We start from the raw sequence: 19,434 nt of genomic DNA, 5'->3' as shown, positions 1-19,434 counted from the left end.
CATCCATCGCTTCTAACATTATGCTGCTTGTAATCGAACGACTTCAAATTCTGTCCCTTTCGCAATTGCATCCTGTGCTTGAGCGAGTAATCGGTTTGTAATATCTGTGTCAAAATATTTTTCTCCACAGTTTGGGCATATACGGGCCGGTACGTCTTTAAAAACAATGATAGCTCCATTACGCTCTAAAGTGACGGTGGTGAGACCTGGCTCGGGCTCGCTAATTTTACAGGTTACACAGATCATCGTTTTTTTGTTTTAAAATCAGCGTCCCAGAGAAAAACACTTGGCTCGTAGGCTGTTATAATAAAGCATTCTCCTAACTCGCTTTGAGCAACAACAATATGAATTGGTCGCTTATTAACGAATGCTAAACGCAGAAGACTGGGATATGGTTTGTCGTCGGGATAGGCTGCTATAGTTTCGCCGAGGTTGATTACTTGTTCAACTTCTGCCTGAGTTATGTTTCGTTTAAACATCTGCTCAACGGCATGAAGCTTATAAACTACCTGCTTACAATTCATAATCCTACGCCACCTTACACGTAACGCCATCCATCGCTTCCAGGGCGCGCAGGAACGTATTGGCCGGGAAGACCTTAACGGTACGAGCCTGTAGACTTACTTCAATGCGCTCAATGGGGTCCACTACATTCAATGATAAAGAGCAGGTTCCGGGATGGGCATTAATCAGTTCGTTAATCTGGCTGATCAATTGTGCATTCACGGCGTCCAGTGTCAGTGATACGCGCACTTCCTTACAGAATTTCTCCCGCATCTCACTCAGCAGCCGAATGGTTGTCGGTTTAAATTCCAGATTGTCGGAGTTCCAGCGGTTCTGTGTTTTACCCGTAATGTGCAGGAAGCGACCCACTTCAATGTATTGGCCGAGTCGAACGTAGTCGTCCCCAAAAAGAGCCATTTCAATAGACGTACTGTAATCCTCGATCTTAAAAATGCAGAACGGATTGCCGTTTTTGGCGATTTTGGTCTGCATAGCCGATACGATACCTGCCACTTTAATCTCCGGCGATTTGATCTCGTAAATCTTGTCTAATGTACAATTGCAGAAGCCTTCCAGTTCGAGCTTGAATTCGTCGAGCGGGTGGCCTGTGATGTAGAAACCGACTACGTCTTTTTCGAACTTCAGCTTTTCGATCTGATTCCATTCCGGGACGGTAGGTGGTTTTGGGCGTGGCAACATCGGTTCTCCGCCGGTCAATGACCCAAAGAGAGACTGTTGTGCCGCTGCTTTTTCGGTGTGGTAGTTGTTGGCGTAGCGGATAATTTTCTCCAGAAAGGGGCTTGTCTCCGTAACAGGCACATCGAAATACTGTGCCCGATGGTATTCGTCCAGGGCGTCGAATGCACCGGCATAAGCCAACGATTCGAGGGTTTTTTTGTTGACAGTACGTAGGTTAACCCGAATCGCAAAATCGAAAATATCTTTGAAGGGACCACCGGCTTTGCGCTCTTCAATAATGGCTTCCACAGCCGCATCACCCGCACCTTTAATTCCGCCCAAACCGAAGCGAATTTCGCCTTTCTGGTTAACACCAAATACGCGTTCCGATTCGTTCACGTCGGGGCCAAGTACGGGAATGCCGAGGTTTTTACACTCTTCCAGGAAGAACGTAATTTTTTCGATGTTACCTAAGCTGCTGGTTAATACGGCAGCCATGTATTCCGATGGGTAATACGTCTTCAGATAAGCCGTCTGGTACGCAACGAACGCATAACAGGTCGAGTGCGATTTGTTGAAGGCATACGACGCAAAGGCTTCCCAATCGGTCCAGACTTTTTCGCAGGTTTTCAGGTTCAGGCCATTGGCGGCACAGCCATCCATGAACTTGCCCTTCATCTTGTCCAGTACGTCTTTCTGCTTTTTCCCCATCGCCTTTCGCAGTACGTCGGCATCGCCCTTGGTGAAATTGCCAAGCTTTTGGGAAAGTAGCATCAACTGCTCCTGATAGACCGTAATGCCATACGTATCGGCCAGAAACTCTTCCATTTCGGGCAGGTCGTATTTGACTTCTTCGCGGCCATGCTTCCGGTTGATGTAGTTCGGAATGTACTGAATCGGTCCCGGCCGATAAAGGGCATTCATGGCAATGAGGTCCTCAAAGCGGTCGGGCTTGAGGTCTTTCATGTGCTTTTTCATCCCATCGGATTCGAACTGAAAAATGGCGTTAGTTTCGCCCCGCTGGAACAGTTCGTATGCTTTGGGATCGTCTAACGGAATATCGTCGATGTCGGTTTCAACGCCATTTATAAAAAAGCCTCCGTAGTTTTGTCTAATGAGCCGTAGGCATTCTTTGATGATCGTGAGGTTACGTAACCCCAGAAAGTCCATCTTGATAACGCCTGCATCCTCAATTACCTTTCCTTCGTATTGCGTGATAATCAGGTTCGTATCTTTCGACGTAGAGACAGGGACGATATTCGACAGATCATCGGGTGCAATGATGATACCGGCTGCGTGAACACCCGTGTTACGTACCGTGCCTTCGAGCCGACGCGCCTGTTGCAGTACGTTCTGGACTTTTTCGGTATCGATCAGCTTCATGGTTCGCCCCACCGACTGATCGCCCGCTTCGAGCGCCCGCATCCGCTTTACATTCTCAACTTCTTCCGGTTGAATCATGTTTGCCAAACCGCCCGGCCCCTCAATCGGGTCTTCGAAAATGCGTTTCAGCGTCATGTTGTACGTGGGCTTGTCGGGCACGAGCTTGGCCAGCGCATTTGCATCCGACAGCGGTAAATCCATGACCCGGCTTACGTCTTTGATCGACGATTTTGCCGCCATCGTACCGTACGTAACAATCGCTGCCACCTGTTGCTTGCCGTATTTGTCTACTACGTAGTCAATAACCCGCTGACGACCTTCATCGTCAAAATCGGTATCGATATCAGGCATTGATTTCCGGTCGGGATTCAGGAAACGCTCGAACAGCAGATCGTACTTGATGGGGTCGATGTTGGTGATGCCAATGCAATAGGCTACCGCACTTCCGGCGGCACTTCCCCGGCCAGGGCCCACCATTACGCCCAGATCGCGACCGGCTTTGATAAAGTCGGCTACAATGAGAAAGTAACCGGCAAAACCCATTGTTTTGATTGTGAACAATTCAAAATCAAGACGTTCCTGTGCTTTCTGATCGATGTCCGTCCACCGTTTTTTCGCTCCTTCGTAGGTCAGGTGTTTCAGATATTCCCACTGGTTTGCTACGTCGTCGGTATGAATCTGAAACTCCTTTGGAATCGGGAAGTTAGGCAGCAGAATGTCGCGTTTGAGCTTCAGCACTTCCACTTTATCGACAATCTCGTTGGTATTGTCGATGGCTTCGGGCAGGTCATGAAACAACGTGCTCATCTCCTGGGTGTTCTTGAAGTAGAACTGGTCGGAGAAGAACGCAAAGCGTGTGTTTTTGGGCATTGCTTCGTCATCGTTGAATTCCTTCATCGACGGCGTACTTTGTTTTTCACCCGTATTTACACAAAGCAGAATGTCGTGAGCAACCCAGTCATCGCGGTCTACGTAGTGTGAATCGTTTGAGGCAATGATTTTGACGTTGTATTTCCGGGCCAACTTCACCAATACCTCGTTGGCTTTGATCTGGTCAGGGATTTCATGGCGTTGTAACTCAACGTAGTAATCGTCGCCAAAGCGGTCGAGCCACCATTTGAACTCCGCTTCGCCTGCTTCTTCGCCTTTTTTCAGGATGGTTTTGGGTACAATCGCCCCAATGCAGCAGGTTGTCGCAATAAGTCCCTCTTTATACTTGTCGATCAGTTCTTTAGTGACGCGCGGATATTTACCATACAGCCCTTCCATATAACCGAGCGAACAGAGTTTCGCCAGATTTTTATAGCCCTGTGGGTTTTTAGCCAGCAGCAGCTGGTGATACCGAATGTCTTTCTGCTCTTTAGTGAACTGTTTGCGGGTATGGTCTTCCACTACGTAGAATTCGCAGCCAACAATTGGTTTGATACCCTGCTTGCTAGCTTCGGCCACAAACTCAAATACACCGAACATATTGCCGTGATCCGTGATGGCGACGGCAGGCATGTTGTCAGCTTTTGCCTTCTTAATCAGCTTCTTAATATCGGCCTGACCGTCGAGCAGTGAGTATTGGGTATGGCAGTGGAGATGGGAGAATTGCATATCTGAACCGGGATTTATCAGATTTATAGATCAAAACTGATTTCGTTCCTATGGTAAAAATAGGCAATCTGCGGGGTTCAGCCGCGATGTGAGCAGGAGAATTTTAGTAGGCTTTGGGTAAGGGGCTGAGGGTGAAATCATTCCCAGACCATTCTTATTTTATCGACAATTAGCCGAATCGTTTCATTAGATCAGCCAAAGTAGGCTCAAAAGACTAGGCTAAGTCTATTTGAGAAGTTAAAACCGCGATTTTTCTACAGTAAGCCAGGCTTTAGGCTCTCTTTCTGTAGAAATAATTATGGATGTAGTTTTATCGGTTTGCATATGAAAGAGAGTTACCTGAAAAAGTTAATCGCCTTCCTGACTGTACTTCTGCTTTTTGCCTCCTTCACTCACAAGGAACTGACCTGGGTGGCTCTTGGTGATTCCATTACCTATTTGAATGACCATCAGAACGAAACTGGTAACCGGATAACGAAAGGATATATGACCCGTGTTACAGAAAAACTGCCGTATATCCATTACGTTAATCAGGGCCATAATGGCTGGACAGCGGTACGTATTGCCGAGCAGATTGATAAACTGGGGCTAATCAAAGCCGATGTATACTCTGTTTTCCTGGGAACGAATGATTGGTGGGGTGGAAAGCCGCTGGGACACTTTGCTGATTATGAGCAAAAGACAGGTCCGGGTACGGTCTATGGAGCGTTTCGGGTGATCGTTGATAAAATGCGTAGTCTGAATCCAGACGCAAAAATCCTGTTCATTACGCCAATGCAACGGGTTGATTTTGTGTATTTGGGTAATTATAAGAATAATGCCTTTGGGTCATACAAGGCGAAGAACGGACAGTATCTGGAAGCGTTCGCGAAGGCGATTGATTCGATTGGACGTTACGAAACGTTTCCGGTGGTGGACTTATATCATCTGAAAAGCCTCGATCATAAAAAACTTGTGAAGTTCAAACGACTGAAAGATCCGCAAACGGGTGTATACACGAATTATCGCTATCCGAAATTCGTTGATATTCCATTTAATCCGGAAACGGACGAATACCCGTATCCGCTGGAGGCCATTGACCGTACATACGACGGATTGCATCCGTCTGACAAAGGCTATGAGTTGATTACCCAGAAGCTGGTGAAGATTATGAAGACGTACTGAATACTGTCTGATAAGCCTTCTGGGGTTTTGCTGATTGATACAGGAATTATGGAGTTGGATTTTGCGATCGAAATTGTATTGTTTCTTTTGGAGGGATAAGCTTTTCGTTCTTAGGGAGGTTGATTACTACTTTTGCCTTACTGCTAGAACGTATGATGCTGTATTATTTTTAGATGAACTAAACTTCATAATTTTGATCTTTTTTACACAATCTATACTTGATAAACCCGGCACGGCGTTTGATAGACAGCTTGTTGATATAACCCATACAAAAATAAAATCATGGCTACTCGAAATGCCTTTCGCTCTTTCCGTAATTTGCTAGTTGCTTTCACTGTTCTTGGCTTGCTGACAACTGCCTGCAAAAAGTCAGGTTCCGGCGGCTCTGATGTTGATCCACGCGATCAGTATGTTGGTACGTATGTTGGCGGTTATCAGACCTCTTTTACTGTTGGTGGCGTTGAAAGTGCACCCGAATCAGGAACCGCAACTATTAGCATCACTAAAGGATCTAGTCCTAGAGAGATCTATATAGATGTATCTATTCCCCGGCCACAGCCTTTAAAAGTGACAGCTCAATTAGATGATACGGGGAATAAATTTACTGTCATTGATCGGTCGCAGGACCAAATGGCCGTTTTGAACAAAACCTTTACTGGTGATTTTAATGCGAATGGCGTTTTTGAACAAAATCAAGTCGTGATTACGGCTACTACGGAGACTGTGCAGGGTGGGCGTATTAGCCGATTTGAGTCGATCACCGGAACCAAGCGATAAGTCTATTAAGCTAGCCGAGTACGCTTTTACGGTAGGAATTAATTACAACCTACTTTTCTGACCATGAAAAGCTTATTGACACTCTCTTTTATACTGCTCGTGCAACTGGTTCGGGCTCAGTCGGCGGAAGAAAAAGCGGTTATTGCCGCTGAAAAGAACCGCTTTGAGGCACAGATTAGTAAAAACTATGCCGTTCTCGATCAGGTTTTGGGGAATGATCTGGTTTATACGCATTCAAATGGAAATACCGATTCCAAAGAATCCTATATCCAATCCATACGCGACGGAAAATCGAAATACGATGCCATCAATGTGGAAGAACAGAAAGTTCGCGTATACGGCAATACAGCCATCATTAATGGCATTTGTATGATCAAAGCCATGAGCAATGGAGAAACCATTAATACCCACCTGAAATACACCGACGTATATGTCCGTAAGGGCAAACAGTGGCAAATGGTTGCCTGGCAGTCGATCAGGCTGGCGAACTAGAAGTGAGTCTGAACCGGGATTTTAACAGGATTAGAAAGATTATCAAGATGATTACTCTATAAATCAAAATCTTAACAATCTTTCTAATCCTGTTAAAATCCCGGTTCAGCGATTATCATACTTTCAAAAACTCTCTTAGCTCCGTAGCATCCTGGGCGTTCATACGTCCCGCCAGCACCAGCCGCAATTGACGACGACGTAGCGCGCTGTCATACCGATCCTTTTCCTGGTCAGTTTCTGGAACAACAGGGGGTACTTCAATAGGGCGGCCGCTCTGATCGACCGCTACGAATGTATAATAGGCACTGTTCGTGCTGACCCGAATCCCGGCCGGAATATCTTCCGCCCAGACCTCAATAAATACTTCCATCGATGAGCTGAACGCCCGGGTTACCTGCGCTTTCATCGTAACAATATTGCCTAAACGGATTGGCTCCGAGAATGATACGTTGTCGACCGAGGCCGTAACGACTACGCGGTTTGAATGTTTTTGGGCGGCAATGGCAGCCGCAATGTCCATGAAGTGTAATAGGCGCCCGCCCATCAGATTATTGAGCGTATTGGTATCGTTCGGAAGAACCATTTCGGTCATAACCGTCATGGATTCGCGGGCAAATTTTGGCTGAGGCATTGTTAATGATTAATATCTGTTTTACAAACCAACTACCGAAAACCGAAACGGGCAAATAACGATAGGGTGAGGGCTCAAAAAGCGCGTAGCTGTTGTACTCTGATGTCTAGTAAAAAATCTTATATTTGAATAATATCGCTAAATAATACGATAAAACTTATGGGGCGTTTAGTCGATTATTTTCAACATATACCGTCTGCGCACCGGAGTCTGATTCTGGTAGGAGGAATCGCTTTTTTCTGGTTGATTGAAAGTGCAGCACCGCTTTTCCAGTTCCGTTATCGAAAGTTCAGACACGCCGGAATTAATATTTTTTTTACCCTGACTACTGTAGTCGTTAATTTTTTGCTGGCTTTTATTCTGTTGCGGACAAGCGACTGGACCGTTCAGCATCAAGTTGGTTTGCTCCACTGGATAACGTTGCCGCTTTGGGCTGAAATGCTGATTGGTGTGTTGGTAATGGATTTGGTGGGAGCCTGGCTACCGCACTGGGTTCAGCATCAGGTTATATTTTTGTGGCGATTCCATTTGATTCATCATACCGACGTGTATGTCGATACCACCACGGCCAATCGGCACCATCCGGGCGAGAGCTTGGTTCGATTTTTTTTTACAACCTTAGCCGTGCTAATCACCGGCGCACCTATGTGGTTGGTTTTTATGTATCAGGCTTTATCGGTGCTTCTGTCGCAGTTTAACCATGCCAATATTGAGCTGCCTCGCTGGGCTGATCGATTGCTTGGTTTTTTTATCGTGACGCCCACGATGCACCATGTTCATCACCATTACGTATTACCCGTTACGAATACGAACTACGGCAATATTTTTCCTTACTGGGATCGATTGTTTGGTACGTATCACGAAATGGATAGCAACGCTATTCACTACGGTATTGATACGCATCCGGAGCCACATGAGCATTCTGATATTGGTAGTTTGCTGAAAATACCGTTTCAGAAATACCGTCCGCCAGTAGGGGAGGCAACAAAGCAGAAGCAGACAATGCCCTCGTAAGTAAGGTGAATAGCGTGGAAGTCGATTGATAATAAATCAGGAACTAATCGGTCTGAAAAGGGTTTATGAGGGAGAACTAAGTTAAACTAAATAAACAGATTTCAATCATGGCAGCAGGATCACATGCCGTCGAAGCGACCGATGCGAACTTCAACGAACTGATTAATTCCGATAAGCCGGTTTTAGTAGATTTTTGGGCCGAGTGGTGCGGACCCTGTAAAATGATCGGACCAGTTGTGGAGCAACTCGCTGGCGACTACGAAGGCAAAGCCATTGTGGCTAAAATGGACGTTGATCAGAACGCCCAGATTCCCGCCAAGTTCGGTATCCGTAGCATTCCAACGTTGATGGTATTTAAAAATGGTCAACTGGTCGATAAAGTGATCGGTGCCGTTCCCCGCAACGTACTGGAGCAAAAACTACAGGCTGCTCTGGAAACAACGACGGTGTAAGTCATTCTTCGATATATAAAATAAGCCCGGCCACTACGTAGTGGCCGGGCTTATTTTTTGAGAGTATAGTACTCAGATAGGTTTATTGCGCTAAGGTAAGCATATCTAAAAATTCGTCGGGATTAACGATTGCAATAGTTGGAAACGGATGAGACTTAACAATATTGAAGTGTAAGTCATTCGTTACAATGTAATCTGCTCCTGCCACGAGACCTGCATCGACAAATTTGTTATCGTCGGGATCTGCTTCTATAATACCCCACGTAAAAGAAGGGTCTACTCTAATAATAGTAGAGAGTTTCGTGAGGAATTCCAGGAAATTATTGGCAACAATGTATTTGTTTTTCGGGTTAGTATTTCCTGATATTCCAATAAAATAGGAGTGCTCACCACAAGCTCAATCGTCCCTTCAGATAGAGCTGAAACAATGGGTCTAAAGCGCGATGATTTAGGTAGGGCTGCTAACAGGACATTTGTATCAATAACAACTCTCATTGTTTAGGCTGATAGGGAGTTCGTTCGTGCCCTTTGGCCCAATCGTCAATCGTGTTTTCATTCCATCCGTTTTTATGCCAGAGCCTATCCATTTCAGCATCTGCTTTATCTAAGAAATACTGCGCTAGTAGTTGACGAATCTCAATGAGTTGCTCGTCGGGCAGAGAGTAAGAGAAGGTCTGTAGCAATTCTAACTGTAGGTTTGTGAGCTTGGCAGTTGTAGACATTTTGCAGGTCGGTTAGCATGTGAATATACTATTTTTTGACAAAAATTATACACAAAAAAGCCCGGTCGCTACGTAGCAACCGAGCTTTCTGACTTGGTCTATCAGTACTTACAACTCAATTATAATTCTATTTCTGCATCCAAATTGGTGAACGCAATTTCTCCGTCGTTGTTCAGCTCCATCAGCACGACAGAGTCCTTTTTGACTTCGCCCGACAGGATCGATTTCGATAATTCGTTCAATACCCGGCGTTGCAATACGCGTTTCAGCGGACGAGCACCAAATTGAGGATCAAACCCTTCTTCGCCCAGTTTGTTGAGCGCTTCGTCGGTGGCATCCAGCTGAATGCCATTTTCGGCCAGCCGCTTCTTGATCTCGTTGAACTGAATGTCTACAATCTTGCGAATATTTTCTTTCGTCAGCGGTTCGAACATCACAATTTCGTCGATTCGGTTCAGGAACTCAGGCCGAATGGTTTGCTTGAGCAATTCCATGACTGCCGACTTCGCTTCGTCGATAATCAGCGTGTGGTTCCAGCCTTCGTCTTCGGCAAATTTCTCCTGAATCAGGTGGCTGCCGATGTTCGAGGTCATGATAATGATCGTGTTCTTGAAGTTCGCCACACGGCCTTTATTATCCGTCAGACGACCTTCATCGAGAACCTGTAACAGAATGTTCCAGACGTCGGGATGCGCTTTTTCGATCTCGTCAAGGAGCACTACGGAATAGGGTTTCCGGCGAACGGCTTCGGTCAATTGACCACCTTCGTCATAACCAACGTATCCCGGAGGGGCACCAATCAACCGGCTGACGGCGTGGCGTTCCTGATACTCCGACATATCGATACGTACCATGGCGTTCTCATCATTGAAAAGGTATTCGGCCAACGTCCGGGCTACTTCAGTCTTACCAACCCCCGTAGTACCGAGGAAGATAAACGAACCGATTGGGCGTTTTGGGTCCTGCATACCGGCCCGACTCCGACGTACGGCGTCGGAAACAACTTCGATCGCTTCCTTCTGACCCGCTACGCGTTTGCCGAGTTCTTTTTCCAGATTCAACAGTTTCTCCCGATCGCTTTGCAGCATTTTCGAGACAGGAATGCCGGTCCATTTAGCAACCACTTCAGCAATATCTTCAGCGGTTACTTCTTCCTGCATCATCCGGTCTGACGAACCCTGAGAACTACCTTCCTGCGCCAGTGAGTTCAGTTTGGTTTCGAGTTCCGGAATACGCCCGTAGCGTATTTCGGCTACCTTACCATAGTCACCAGAGCGTTCGGCTTGTTCGGCTTCAAAACGTAGCTGATCGAGTTGCTCTTTCAGCATACGGCCTTCGTTAACCGATGCTTTTTCGGTTTCCCACTTCGCTTTCAGGCTGTTACGTTGCTCACTAAGATCTTCGATCTGTTTGTTAAGCACCGTTTCTTTCTCTTTATCGTTTTCCCGGCGGATAGCTTCTCGTTCAATTTCGAGCTGCATGATACGTCGGTTCAGTTCGTCCAGTTCTTCAGGGACCGAATCCATCTCCAGCCGCAGCTTAGCGGCTGCTTCGTCCATTAAGTCAATGGCTTTATCGGGAAGAAAGCGGTCAGTAATGTACCGTGTCGATAACTCAACGGCGGCAATTACGGCATCGTCCTTAATCCGAACGCCGTGGTGGAGTTCATATTTTTCCTTGATACCGCGCAGAATCGAAATAGCATCGGCCATGTCTGGCTCGTCGACCATGACGGCCTGGAACCGGCGTTCCAGCGCTTTGTCTTTCTCGATGTATTTTTGATACTCTTTGAGCGTAGTAGCGCCAATCGTATGCAGTTCACCACGCGACAGGGCTGGTTTCAGCAGGTTGGCTGCGTCCATAGCGCCCTCACCGCCAGCTCCCGCTCCAATCAGCGTATGGATTTCGTCAATGAACAGAATGATTTCACCATCCGAGTCGGTCACTTCTTTGATGACCGATTTCAGTCGTTCCTCAAATTCGCCTTTGTACTTGGCACCCGCAATCAGCAGACCCATGTCGAGCGAAACGAGGGTTTTGGTTTTCAGGTTTTCCGGTACGTCGCCCGACACAATCCGTTGAGCAAGTCCTTCTACGATAGCTGTTTTACCAACCCCTGGTTCACCCAGTAAGATCGGATTATTTTTAGTCCGGCGGCTCAGAATCTGCAGTACCCGCCTGATTTCTTCATCACGGCCAATAACCGGGTCGATCTTACCCGTTCGGGCGCGTTCGTTCAGGTTTATGCTATACCGTTCCAGCGATTGATATTTAGCTTCTGCGTTTTGGTCTTTCACAGAGTTTCCTTTTCTAAGTTCGTTTATGGCCGCTTTCGTCTGTTTTTCGTTGAAACCGGCGTCTTTTAATAGGGTTGCAATTTGCTCTTTACCGGCCATAAGGCCAAGTAACATCAGCTCGACGCTTACAAATTCGTCGCCAAATTCTTTCGTGTAGTTACTGGCTTTCGCGAATGCTGCAGCCGTATCGTTACTCAGGTAAACACTTCCGTTACCTCCCGAAACTTTCGGATACGTACTGACGATAGCATCCAGAGCACCGCTCATATTTTTTAAATTGACTCCAAGCTTTTTGGCAATGAAGGCAATTACATTTTCATCCTCCGATAAGATCGCCTGCAAGAGGTGACCCGTTTCAATAGCTTGCTGGCCATTACCAAGGGCAATCTCTGATGCCTTCTGTACGACCTCCTGTGCTTTTACGGTGTAATTTTTAAAGTCCATGGCAGTTAAGCAGTTTTCTCATTCCGGCGAGCCGGTTACGAGTAGGTTATTAACGTATGACTATCTATAAACAAATCGCGGGCCGAGGTGGTTTTTCGGACATTTTGGCTCGTTTTAAGCCGTTTTGGATAAAAAATAAGCCAAAATGTCAAGGAGACTTCGGTTATTCCAGACGCACTGTCGGCTTACGATTTGTTATGAAAAATTTGGATTGTAAATACTGTATACAAAGAAGCCGCCCTGCGAAAACAGGGCGGCTTTGGGATAAAGCGCATACACAATTAATCCAGACTTTCGGCATCTATAGGCTTCATTCGTTCCCGAACAATTTCGGCCTGATGTGGCTCGGAAGTTTCAACTTGATCAGTAATGATTTCCGCTTCCGCATCGTGTACAACAATCCGGTCGGCTTTACGGAAATTGCCTTTCGGGAGCCAATAGGCGAGTAGGCCAACGTAGGCAGCTGCTAAACTGGCGGCTGTCCAGCCAACAACCGGATGCTTGTTCCACTGTCGGGTGGCAATACCGCCAAAACCAGCCACAAAAGGTACCATGTACCAGGGATCGTTGAGTTTGTTGGCGATAAGATAGCCTGCTCCGGCTGTAGCGGCTAGAATACCGGCGGCCACGGGTTCGTCGCGCTCCTGATCTTCTGGCCAGACATCCAGCGTCAACAATGTATTCGGAGTGCCAACAACTGTAGCGGCTGTCAGCCAACCAGCGTACAGACTGACCGGAATACGAAGGTACTTCTCGGGAGACGGTACGTCGGTTTTACCGATTTCGAGACTCTGGTGTAACGCCAGGGCCGCCGGTAAATTAAACTTGGTCGTCAAGTCAGAAATAACGATGCTTTTCGGATCATTTTTGGAAAAGAAATGACCGAAAACAGCATTCAAAACCCAGCTCGCGCCCCACCAGGGCAGGGCCTTCTGATACCGGGGATTATGTTCCTGGGCGGGTAACGCCTGATGGATTAGCAAAGCGCCCAGTCCTGAGTAGATTGTGGACCAAACTACGCCAAACGCCCAACCAGCGGGAACGATCATGTTTTTCTCGAAAACATTCTGGTATTCTACCGGTACGTCATATTCTCGTTCTGGCGCACCAGGATCATTTTCCTGCCTGTTCCGACTGGCCTGTCTCGACCGACTGCTGGAAAGTGTAGTATAAAGAATGCTACCGGCTGCAAAAACAGCCGTAGCAATTCGTAAGAATGATGTTTTTTTCATGGCAAAATGACAGCGGATTCACTATACGTATCAAATGCTGATTTGCTTTTGGGAGTTAAGCCTCAATCTCTTCAAGGACCTCTTCCGGAGTCTCTTTTGCGGCTACGTGCTCGACTTTCGTTTTTGCATTCTGATAGGTATCAATTACCGTATCGATAGCCGAGGAGATTAAATCGGACAGATTATCGCCCAGTCCTTTCAGTTTATAGCGATAACGGGCCCGGTCGTATTCACTCGTGTTGTTGTAGGCAACTACCAGCGCAAAACCAGCCAGTACAGCCACGCCAAAGCCAATACCCCACGCTACGTTGGATGACTTCTGATCGGGTTCAGGCTTCTGCGACATCTTATCGCGCATCACAGCCGCCATGGCTTCCTGCGGTGCTACGTAAGAAATAACTTCGTATGATTTATTTTTCAGTCCGCCTGGAACCACTTTGGGTTTACCAGCCATCAAAGCATCGTACCCATCCTTGGCAACCATAACGGGGTCCTGCACCTCATCGGTAACTTTAGTGTTTTCGGCGCCCGCTTTATTGAAGAAATCGGTGTCTGTTGCGTTGGGTAAAAGAGCGGTAACCGTTACGTTCGTGTCTTTCAGTTCGTTAACGAGCGACTGCGTAAAATTGTAAACGTAGGCTTTCGTACCTGCATAGACAGCCATCAAAGGCGAAGGCGCAATGGATAGCAGCGACGCCAGGTTTAAGATTTTACCTTCATTACGTGCCAGCATATCATACAGGAAAAGCTTGGTCATCTGCGTGAGAGCCAATACGTTAAGGTGAATCATGGCTTTTTCCCGTTCCCAATCTGTATCGGTAGCGAACAGGCCATAGAGACCAACGCCAGCATCATTGACCAGTACATCGACCGTTATATTTTTTGCTTTTACCTGATCATAAACGTCCTGAGCGGCATCCTCTTCAGATAAATCTTTTTTAATAATCGTTACGTTCTGAGTGCCGTAATTGCTTTTAAATACGTCGGACAGTCGGTCTAACGTATCGTCGCTACGGGCGACCAAAACCAAATTATAACCGTCTTGCGCAAAAAGCTTGGCAAGTTCCTGACCAATACCACTAGATGCACCAGTAATGAGTGCGGTTTTCCCTGTTCCTGAATTCATAACGCTCAAATGCTTAGTGAGTAAACTATTGAACTACGACGACTGAAAGTTGTTTTGATTATTTGGCGTTTAACTTGTTTTTAACCGACAGGTTTATGCCGGAAATTACGCGATCTACAGGCTTATTGGATACAGTAAACTATGAAAGAATTAGTAGGAGTATCATTGGTAGTTATCGGTTTTTTAGGGAGCTGTTCGCCCTACCGGATTACCAGAAATCAGGCCGACAAAGCCGCGACCTGGTCAGCGTATCAAACATTTGCTTTTGTTGATACAAATCGGATCGAGCCCTCGCCTGGAGCTTCCTATCAGGCAACAGTTGAACAAATAAAGAAGGCTGTTGCGACCGAGTTAACGAATCGCGGTTATCAGCAAACGAGCGATAATCCTGATCTGCTGGTGAATATCGGGGCGGTGGTTAACGAAAAAACACAGACTCGGCAAACCACAATTTACGAAGCGCCAATTTATACCGGGCAACGGCGGTATCGGTGGCAGAGTCAGGAGGTGCCGGTTGGAACGTATCAGGAGGGAACCGTTAACCTCCATATTGTGGATGCGCAACGCAACGCCTTGATTTGGGACGTAGCAGTTTCCAGCGTTCTGGCGAAGAAAGGTGTTACCTCTGCTCAGATCGATGATGCCGTGCACAAGGTGTTTGCCCGGTTTCCTGGTCGTCGATAAACGCACAAAACCGGTCAACTACGTAGCTGACCGGTTTTGTTACGTATAAGCAGCCTACGCTACTAGCTCTTCTACTTTTGATTTAGCGTTGGCAACCGTGCCATTAACGGAGTCGGCCACGGAGCCGATCGTGTCTTTAATAGAATCGATAGCCTGGCCGGTTTTAAAGCGCAATCGGGCTCGATCAATCGCATTACCTAATTGTACTCCTTCTGCCCAGCCGTTGCGATTTTTATAGGTGAGTGCAATGGCCACGCCAGCCAATGCCACAGCGGCTATGCCAATGCCAATTGCCAGATTAGAGATCTGTTTTTCTGGTTCTGTCTCGTTTTTGTCTTTCATTTGCGATCTGGCTGCCTGACTAACTACTGAATCGGGTAATACGCGAAAAGCCGCAGCCTGAACCTTGGTCGAAAAGCCAGCAATCGCCTTGTCCTTGCCTTTCATCAAAGCTACATAGCCCTCTTTCGCTACGTCGGCGGGGTTGTTCGAACGCGCTATTTCCTGCGCTACGGTATTTGTTGCACCAGCCTTGTTAAAAAAGTCAGTGTCTGTGGCAGGGGGCATCAAGACCGTAATATTGATATCCGTGTCTTTTACTTCATTACGTAGCGCTTCCGAAAACGAATAGATAAACGATTTGGTAGCGCCATAGACCGCCATCAACGGATTAGGCATGATCGAAGCAATGGAACCGAGCATCAGGACCTTCCCTTCATTACGTTCTACCATGTCTTTCAGGAATAACTTGGTTAGATGAACCAGCGCCGTGAGGTTGACCTGAATAATGCTCAGTTCTTTTTGAAGATCGGTTTCGGTCGCAAATTTGCCGTATTCGCCGAAGCCAGCATTGTTGACCAATGCATTGACGGTGATATTTTTCTGAATGACTTCGTCGTATATTTCCTGGGGAGCTTCAGGGCTGGATAAATCTTTCTCGATGACGGTGATTGTCGACGTACCGAATTGCTGTTTAAACTGATCGGCCAGCTCTTGTAGCTTGTCTTCACTACGAGCGACTAATACCAGATTATAACCATCTTTAGCGAACAGCGTCGCTAACTCTTTGCCAATTCCACTTGAAGCGCCCGTAATCAGGGCTGTTTTCCCAACTTCAGTTGTCATAATGTATTGAGTCGATTGATTCAATAACTCAACTTTACGACAGGATAAGTTGTTTCGTAAACGGTCAATTTACGCCGTTTTACAGTGATTTGTGACGGCGTAAATTGACCATTCGGTGCTCTTATCAGCTCCTTATTTAACGACCACTTTAACGTCGATTTTTCGGAGTGTCGGCTTCACTACACCGGACGTATCATTTCGTAGTACGCCAGTACCGCGTCCGATAGCGTCGATCCGAACAAAATTGATTCCAGACGACATAAGCTGTTGCTTGATCTGATTGACACGCTTGAAGGACAGGCTTTTATTGGTAAATCCCGTACCAACCTGGGCGTCGTTTGCGTAGCCAATCAGCTGAATTTGAAGATTGGGATACGTTTTTAGTAACGTAGCTAATTCGCCAACGGTGGCAATAGACCCCGATGTCATCGACAATGAACCCGGAGTGAAAGCGATACCCGTCAAGGGGAATACGCGACCTTTGGGGAGCGTTGGATTGCCCAGATAGGGAGACATCAACTGGGTGAGGCCACCAGTAGCGGCTGTTGATACGCTGGCCGGGGGCGTACTGCTGGCGACGGGCGTTGTTGGTTTGGGCTTCGCTGTTGTATCGATCGGCACCGCCAGTGAGCGGGTTACGGTGTCGGCGGTGATTGTATCGCTGGTAACGGTAGTAACGTCACTGGCATCACCCGAATCGGCCGAATGATTTTTTGTATTTTGATAGACGTAGTAACCACCAGCGGCCAGAGCAATAGCGAACAAAATACCGATTCCCCATTTAGTTAGGGCGCCATTATCGGTGTCTGAATCATCGGCCAGATCGTAGCTGACAGGCGGCCGATTGATGGTTGTGGTCCCTGAAGCGTTAGCAGCGTATCGCCCCGACGATGTTTCGGTTACATTACGTCGGGCGGGAGCGGCCACGCCACTGACTACCTGTTGAAGTCCAAGTTTTTCAATGAGTCGGGGCATCAGCTCTTCCGGAACTTCATTAACCAGAGATTCCCGTTCTGAAAACAGTGATGCCGCCAGACCGTCGGCGTCCAGCTTTCGGTCTTTGACTTGTCGGCCCAATACGTGCAGAACGATGGTGCTGGTAAGGCCCAACAGCGAAATTGCGGATGAGTTACGAATGCCCGCATAACCCGAAATCATGCTGCCAATCGAACTTTTCATGGCAGGTAGCAGATGACTGATTACTTCGTCACCCTGGGTAATTAAAGCATTGGTTTGGCTAGCGTCACGTAGTGTAGTCAGCAGATTATCCGTTAACGCACCATCGAAACGACCCTTTTGTATATGATTAAAAAGTTGATTAACACCGATTTCGGTTGTAGTCCGTTTCATCAGACCACCAATAATTGTATAGACAAGACCTTTAACTGCTTTATTGGTCTTATCCGCAGGCTCGTCAATGTATGCGGCAATGCGCGTGATGACGTCCGAATTTAGTACTTCATGTAGAGTGGCAAACAAATTCATAAAGAAAGTCTCAATCAGGCAGTAAGTGGGGTTTCATTCTCATCACTTCCGAAAATAGCACATATACCCCTGGGAACTAAGCCCGGCGATAAAATTAGGGAAGGATTGGCAAAGGTTTCATAAAGAAAAGTGATAAATTCCAGTTTTCTATCGTTTTGGCAATCGTTCAATGATTTCCTGGTACTCCGTTTCTACCTGGCGAAGCCGGTTTTGGCAAAAGGTAATCAGCTCACTGGCCAGGCGAATTTTGCCGGGTAGCTCATCCAGCGGAACCTGTTCATTTTCAATTTGATCGACTAACGTTGTGAGCTGATCATAAGCTTCCTGATATGTCATAGGTTAGAGGAATAAATGGGAGGTTTCTATGGCCACAGAGTGGCGTCTTCCTGAATCTATTGACTAATTACAGTAATAGTACCGTCGTGTAACTGAACCTGCAGTTCATCGCCCGCTTCTACGGCTGACCGATGCGTAATGATATGATTATTACGTAGTAGCAGTGCATAACCACGCCGAAGGATATTGGACGGGTCGAGGTGGCGAATGGTAACTGCTTTTTCTGCAAGTTCAGTATGACGATCGCGAAAATAGTTGTGAAGAACAAACCGAAGTCGTTCTGTTTCGCTATCGAGTTGTTCTCTGGCCATCAGCAAAGCATCGCGCGTAATAAGACTTAACCGATCCCGCAGCAACAGACAGCTTTCCTCAAACGATCGGTTATGATCGATCAGGAAAGCAGCGGCCTTGGTTGGTGTCTTTACACTTTCGTGGCAAAGCAAATCCGTGATGCTGACATTACGTTCGTGGCCAATTCCGGCCAGAATCGGAATCGGGAAACCGGCCACTGCATGACCCATCTGATACGTATCAAACGAACCAAAATCCAATTGAGAGCCGCCACCCCGTACAATCACCACCGCTTCATACGCACGGCCGCTGTTAAGGATTCGATCGAGTTGACCAGCAATTGCTTTCTCGGCCCCCTTGCCCTGGATTTGCGTAAGATATTCATCAACAACAAAATCGTAGCCGTACGGATTTTGGGCCAGTTCATGCCGGAAATCACGCCAGCCATCCGAACCTGGGGCGGTGATCAGGGCAATTCGCTGCATTACGGCCGGACGTGGTAGTAACTGGTTTGCCGTAATATATTGCCCCGCTTCGAGCCAGACCAATTCCGGATGATCGAGCAGCAGAGCATCCAGAACGGCCTGCCTTTCGCGCTCGATGTTGCCAAGCGTGTAGGACGAATCGATCTGAAGAATTTCCAGACGAAGACCATAAACCGGGCTAAAGCTCACCGCTACCTGCAGAAGCAACTGGATGTTACGTGCGAAAGCAACACCGGTAGCTTTTTCGAAACTCTTAATGATGTGGTAATTCCGACGCCAGATACAGGCTTCCAGTTTGGCTACTGTTTCCCGACCAGCCTCGCGTTCAACCAACGTTAGAAAGCAATACCCTCTGTCGGGATAGTTTTTGATATCACTCGTCTCGGCGATAACCCATACCGCTTTTTGCCCGAAAGCATCGTCTAATACGGCTTCGAGGGTAAAGGCTAAATCGGATAGACGAATAGGAGACATATTGTAATAATAGAATGAGTGAACGACAGAGTGAGTGAA

The 19,434-nt window shown here is 47.0% G+C and carries 18 protein-coding genes and 1 pseudogene; 6 read left to right on the top strand and 13 right to left on the bottom strand.

Going from position 1 to position 19,434, the window contains the following annotated elements; all coding sequences use genetic code 11:
- Window positions 1-18 precede the first annotated feature (18 nt).
- The 3 genes from GK108_RS15755 to dnaE are packed head-to-tail and all read right to left on the bottom strand — an operon-like array spanning window position 19 to window position 4,164.
- The gene (locus GK108_RS15755; protein ID WP_163950226.1) at window positions 19-246 is read right to left on the bottom strand and encodes a type II toxin-antitoxin system MqsA family antitoxin; all 228 of its coding nucleotides are present in this window, start codon (window positions 244-246) and stop codon (window positions 19-21) included.
- Window positions 243-524, bottom strand: coding sequence for a DUF4258 domain-containing protein (locus GK108_RS31550; RefSeq protein WP_163950223.1), 282 nt, complete (start codon window positions 522-524; stop codon window positions 243-245). Before GK108_RS31550 ends, GK108_RS15755 begins: the two co-directional genes overlap by 4 nt.
- A gap of 4 nt (window positions 525-528) precedes the next feature.
- Window positions 529-4,164 (bottom strand): DNA polymerase III subunit alpha, encoded by a 3,636-nt coding sequence (dnaE, locus tag GK108_RS15745; protein ID WP_163950219.1) that lies wholly within the window; start codon window positions 4,162-4,164, stop codon window positions 529-531.
- A gap of 324 nt (window positions 4,165-4,488) precedes the next feature.
- On the opposite strand from dnaE, the gene GK108_RS15740 reads away from it, so the two are divergent.
- The 3 genes from GK108_RS15740 to GK108_RS15730 all read left to right on the top strand — a co-directional run bounded on the left by GK108_RS15740 (window position 4,489) and on the right by GK108_RS15730 (window position 6,597).
- Window positions 4,489-5,328 (top strand): SGNH/GDSL hydrolase family protein, encoded by an 840-nt coding sequence (locus GK108_RS15740; RefSeq protein WP_246224919.1) that lies wholly within the window; start codon window positions 4,489-4,491, stop codon window positions 5,326-5,328.
- 282 nt (window positions 5,329-5,610) lie between these two features.
- Entirely contained in the window at window positions 5,611-6,105 is a 495-nt protein-coding gene (locus tag GK108_RS15735) for a hypothetical protein (RefSeq protein ID WP_163950216.1), read from the top strand.
- Between the two features lie 63 nt (window positions 6,106-6,168).
- A complete protein-coding gene (locus tag GK108_RS15730; RefSeq protein ID WP_163950213.1) occupies window positions 6,169-6,597 on the top strand; it encodes a nuclear transport factor 2 family protein in 429 nt (142 codons plus the stop codon).
- 115 nt (window positions 6,598-6,712) lie between these two features.
- Here the strand turns inward: GK108_RS15730 and GK108_RS15725 are convergent, their stop codons facing one another.
- Complete coding sequence (locus GK108_RS15725; protein ID WP_163950211.1) at window positions 6,713-7,228, bottom strand: acyl-CoA thioesterase; 516 nt, start codon at window positions 7,226-7,228, stop codon at window positions 6,713-6,715.
- A 159-nt stretch (window positions 7,229-7,387) separates the two neighbouring features.
- Between GK108_RS15725 and GK108_RS15720 the strand changes: the two genes are divergently transcribed.
- Entirely contained in the window at window positions 7,388-8,242 is an 855-nt protein-coding gene (locus GK108_RS15720) for a sterol desaturase family protein (protein WP_163950208.1), read from the top strand.
- A 107-nt stretch (window positions 8,243-8,349) separates the two neighbouring features.
- A complete protein-coding gene (gene trxA / locus GK108_RS15715; RefSeq protein ID WP_163950204.1) occupies window positions 8,350-8,694 on the top strand; it encodes a thioredoxin in 345 nt (114 codons plus the stop codon).
- 82 nt (window positions 8,695-8,776) lie between these two features.
- On the opposite strand, the pseudogene GK108_RS31545 reads toward trxA, so the two are convergent.
- The 5 genes and pseudogenes from GK108_RS31545 to GK108_RS15690 form a co-directional block, all read right to left on the bottom strand.
- Window positions 8,777-9,189: pseudogene (locus tag GK108_RS31545) on the bottom strand (putative toxin-antitoxin system toxin component, PIN family).
- On the bottom strand, window positions 9,186-9,416 hold the full coding sequence (locus GK108_RS15705) for a hypothetical protein (protein WP_163950201.1): 231 nt from the start codon (window positions 9,414-9,416) through the stop codon (window positions 9,186-9,188). Before GK108_RS15705 ends, GK108_RS31545 begins: the two are co-directional and overlap by 4 nt.
- A gap of 119 nt (window positions 9,417-9,535) precedes the next feature.
- Window positions 9,536-12,157 carry an ATP-dependent chaperone ClpB gene (clpB, locus tag GK108_RS15700; protein WP_163950198.1) on the bottom strand — a complete coding sequence of 874 codons (2,622 nt, stop codon included), beginning with the start codon at window positions 12,155-12,157 and terminating at the stop codon, window positions 9,536-9,538.
- A gap of 281 nt (window positions 12,158-12,438) precedes the next feature.
- A complete protein-coding gene (locus tag GK108_RS15695) occupies window positions 12,439-13,389 on the bottom strand; it encodes a TspO/MBR family protein (protein WP_163950195.1) in 951 nt (316 codons plus the stop codon).
- Between the two features lie 55 nt (window positions 13,390-13,444).
- Window positions 13,445-14,515: an SDR family NAD(P)-dependent oxidoreductase gene (locus tag GK108_RS15690; protein WP_163950191.1), complete on the bottom strand. Its 1,071-nt coding sequence runs from the start codon at window positions 14,513-14,515 to the stop codon at window positions 13,445-13,447.
- 141 nt (window positions 14,516-14,656) lie between these two features.
- Between GK108_RS15690 and GK108_RS15685 the strand changes: the two genes are divergently transcribed.
- On the top strand, window positions 14,657-15,199 hold the full coding sequence (locus tag GK108_RS15685) for a DUF4136 domain-containing protein (RefSeq protein WP_163950188.1): 543 nt from the start codon (window positions 14,657-14,659) through the stop codon (window positions 15,197-15,199).
- Between the two features lie 54 nt (window positions 15,200-15,253).
- On the opposite strand, the gene GK108_RS15680 is transcribed toward GK108_RS15685, so the two are convergent.
- The 4 genes from GK108_RS15680 to GK108_RS15665 all read right to left on the bottom strand — a co-directional run bounded on the left by GK108_RS15680 (window position 15,254) and on the right by GK108_RS15665 (window position 19,395).
- A complete protein-coding gene (locus tag GK108_RS15680; RefSeq protein WP_163950184.1) occupies window positions 15,254-16,324 on the bottom strand; it encodes an SDR family NAD(P)-dependent oxidoreductase in 1,071 nt (356 codons plus the stop codon).
- A gap of 132 nt (window positions 16,325-16,456) precedes the next feature.
- Window positions 16,457-17,809, bottom strand: coding sequence for a DUF937 domain-containing protein (locus GK108_RS15675; RefSeq protein ID WP_163950181.1), 1,353 nt, complete (start codon window positions 17,807-17,809; stop codon window positions 16,457-16,459).
- 147 nt (window positions 17,810-17,956) lie between these two features.
- Window positions 17,957-18,145 (bottom strand): exodeoxyribonuclease VII small subunit, encoded by a 189-nt coding sequence (gene xseB / locus GK108_RS15670; protein ID WP_163950178.1) that lies wholly within the window; start codon window positions 18,143-18,145, stop codon window positions 17,957-17,959.
- A 56-nt stretch (window positions 18,146-18,201) separates the two neighbouring features.
- Window positions 18,202-19,395, bottom strand: a complete 1,194-nt coding sequence (locus GK108_RS15665) for an exodeoxyribonuclease VII large subunit (RefSeq protein WP_163950173.1) — start codon at window positions 19,393-19,395, stop codon at window positions 18,202-18,204.
- Window positions 19,396-19,434: the final 39 nt, after the last annotated feature.

Source organism: Spirosoma terrae (genome assembly GCF_010435915.1).
GTDB classification, from domain to species: Bacteria; Bacteroidota; Bacteroidia; order Cytophagales; family Spirosomataceae; genus Spirosoma; species Spirosoma terrae.
Note: the sequence above shows the minus strand (reverse complement) of the source record. Positions and strands in the feature narration are given on the sequence as shown.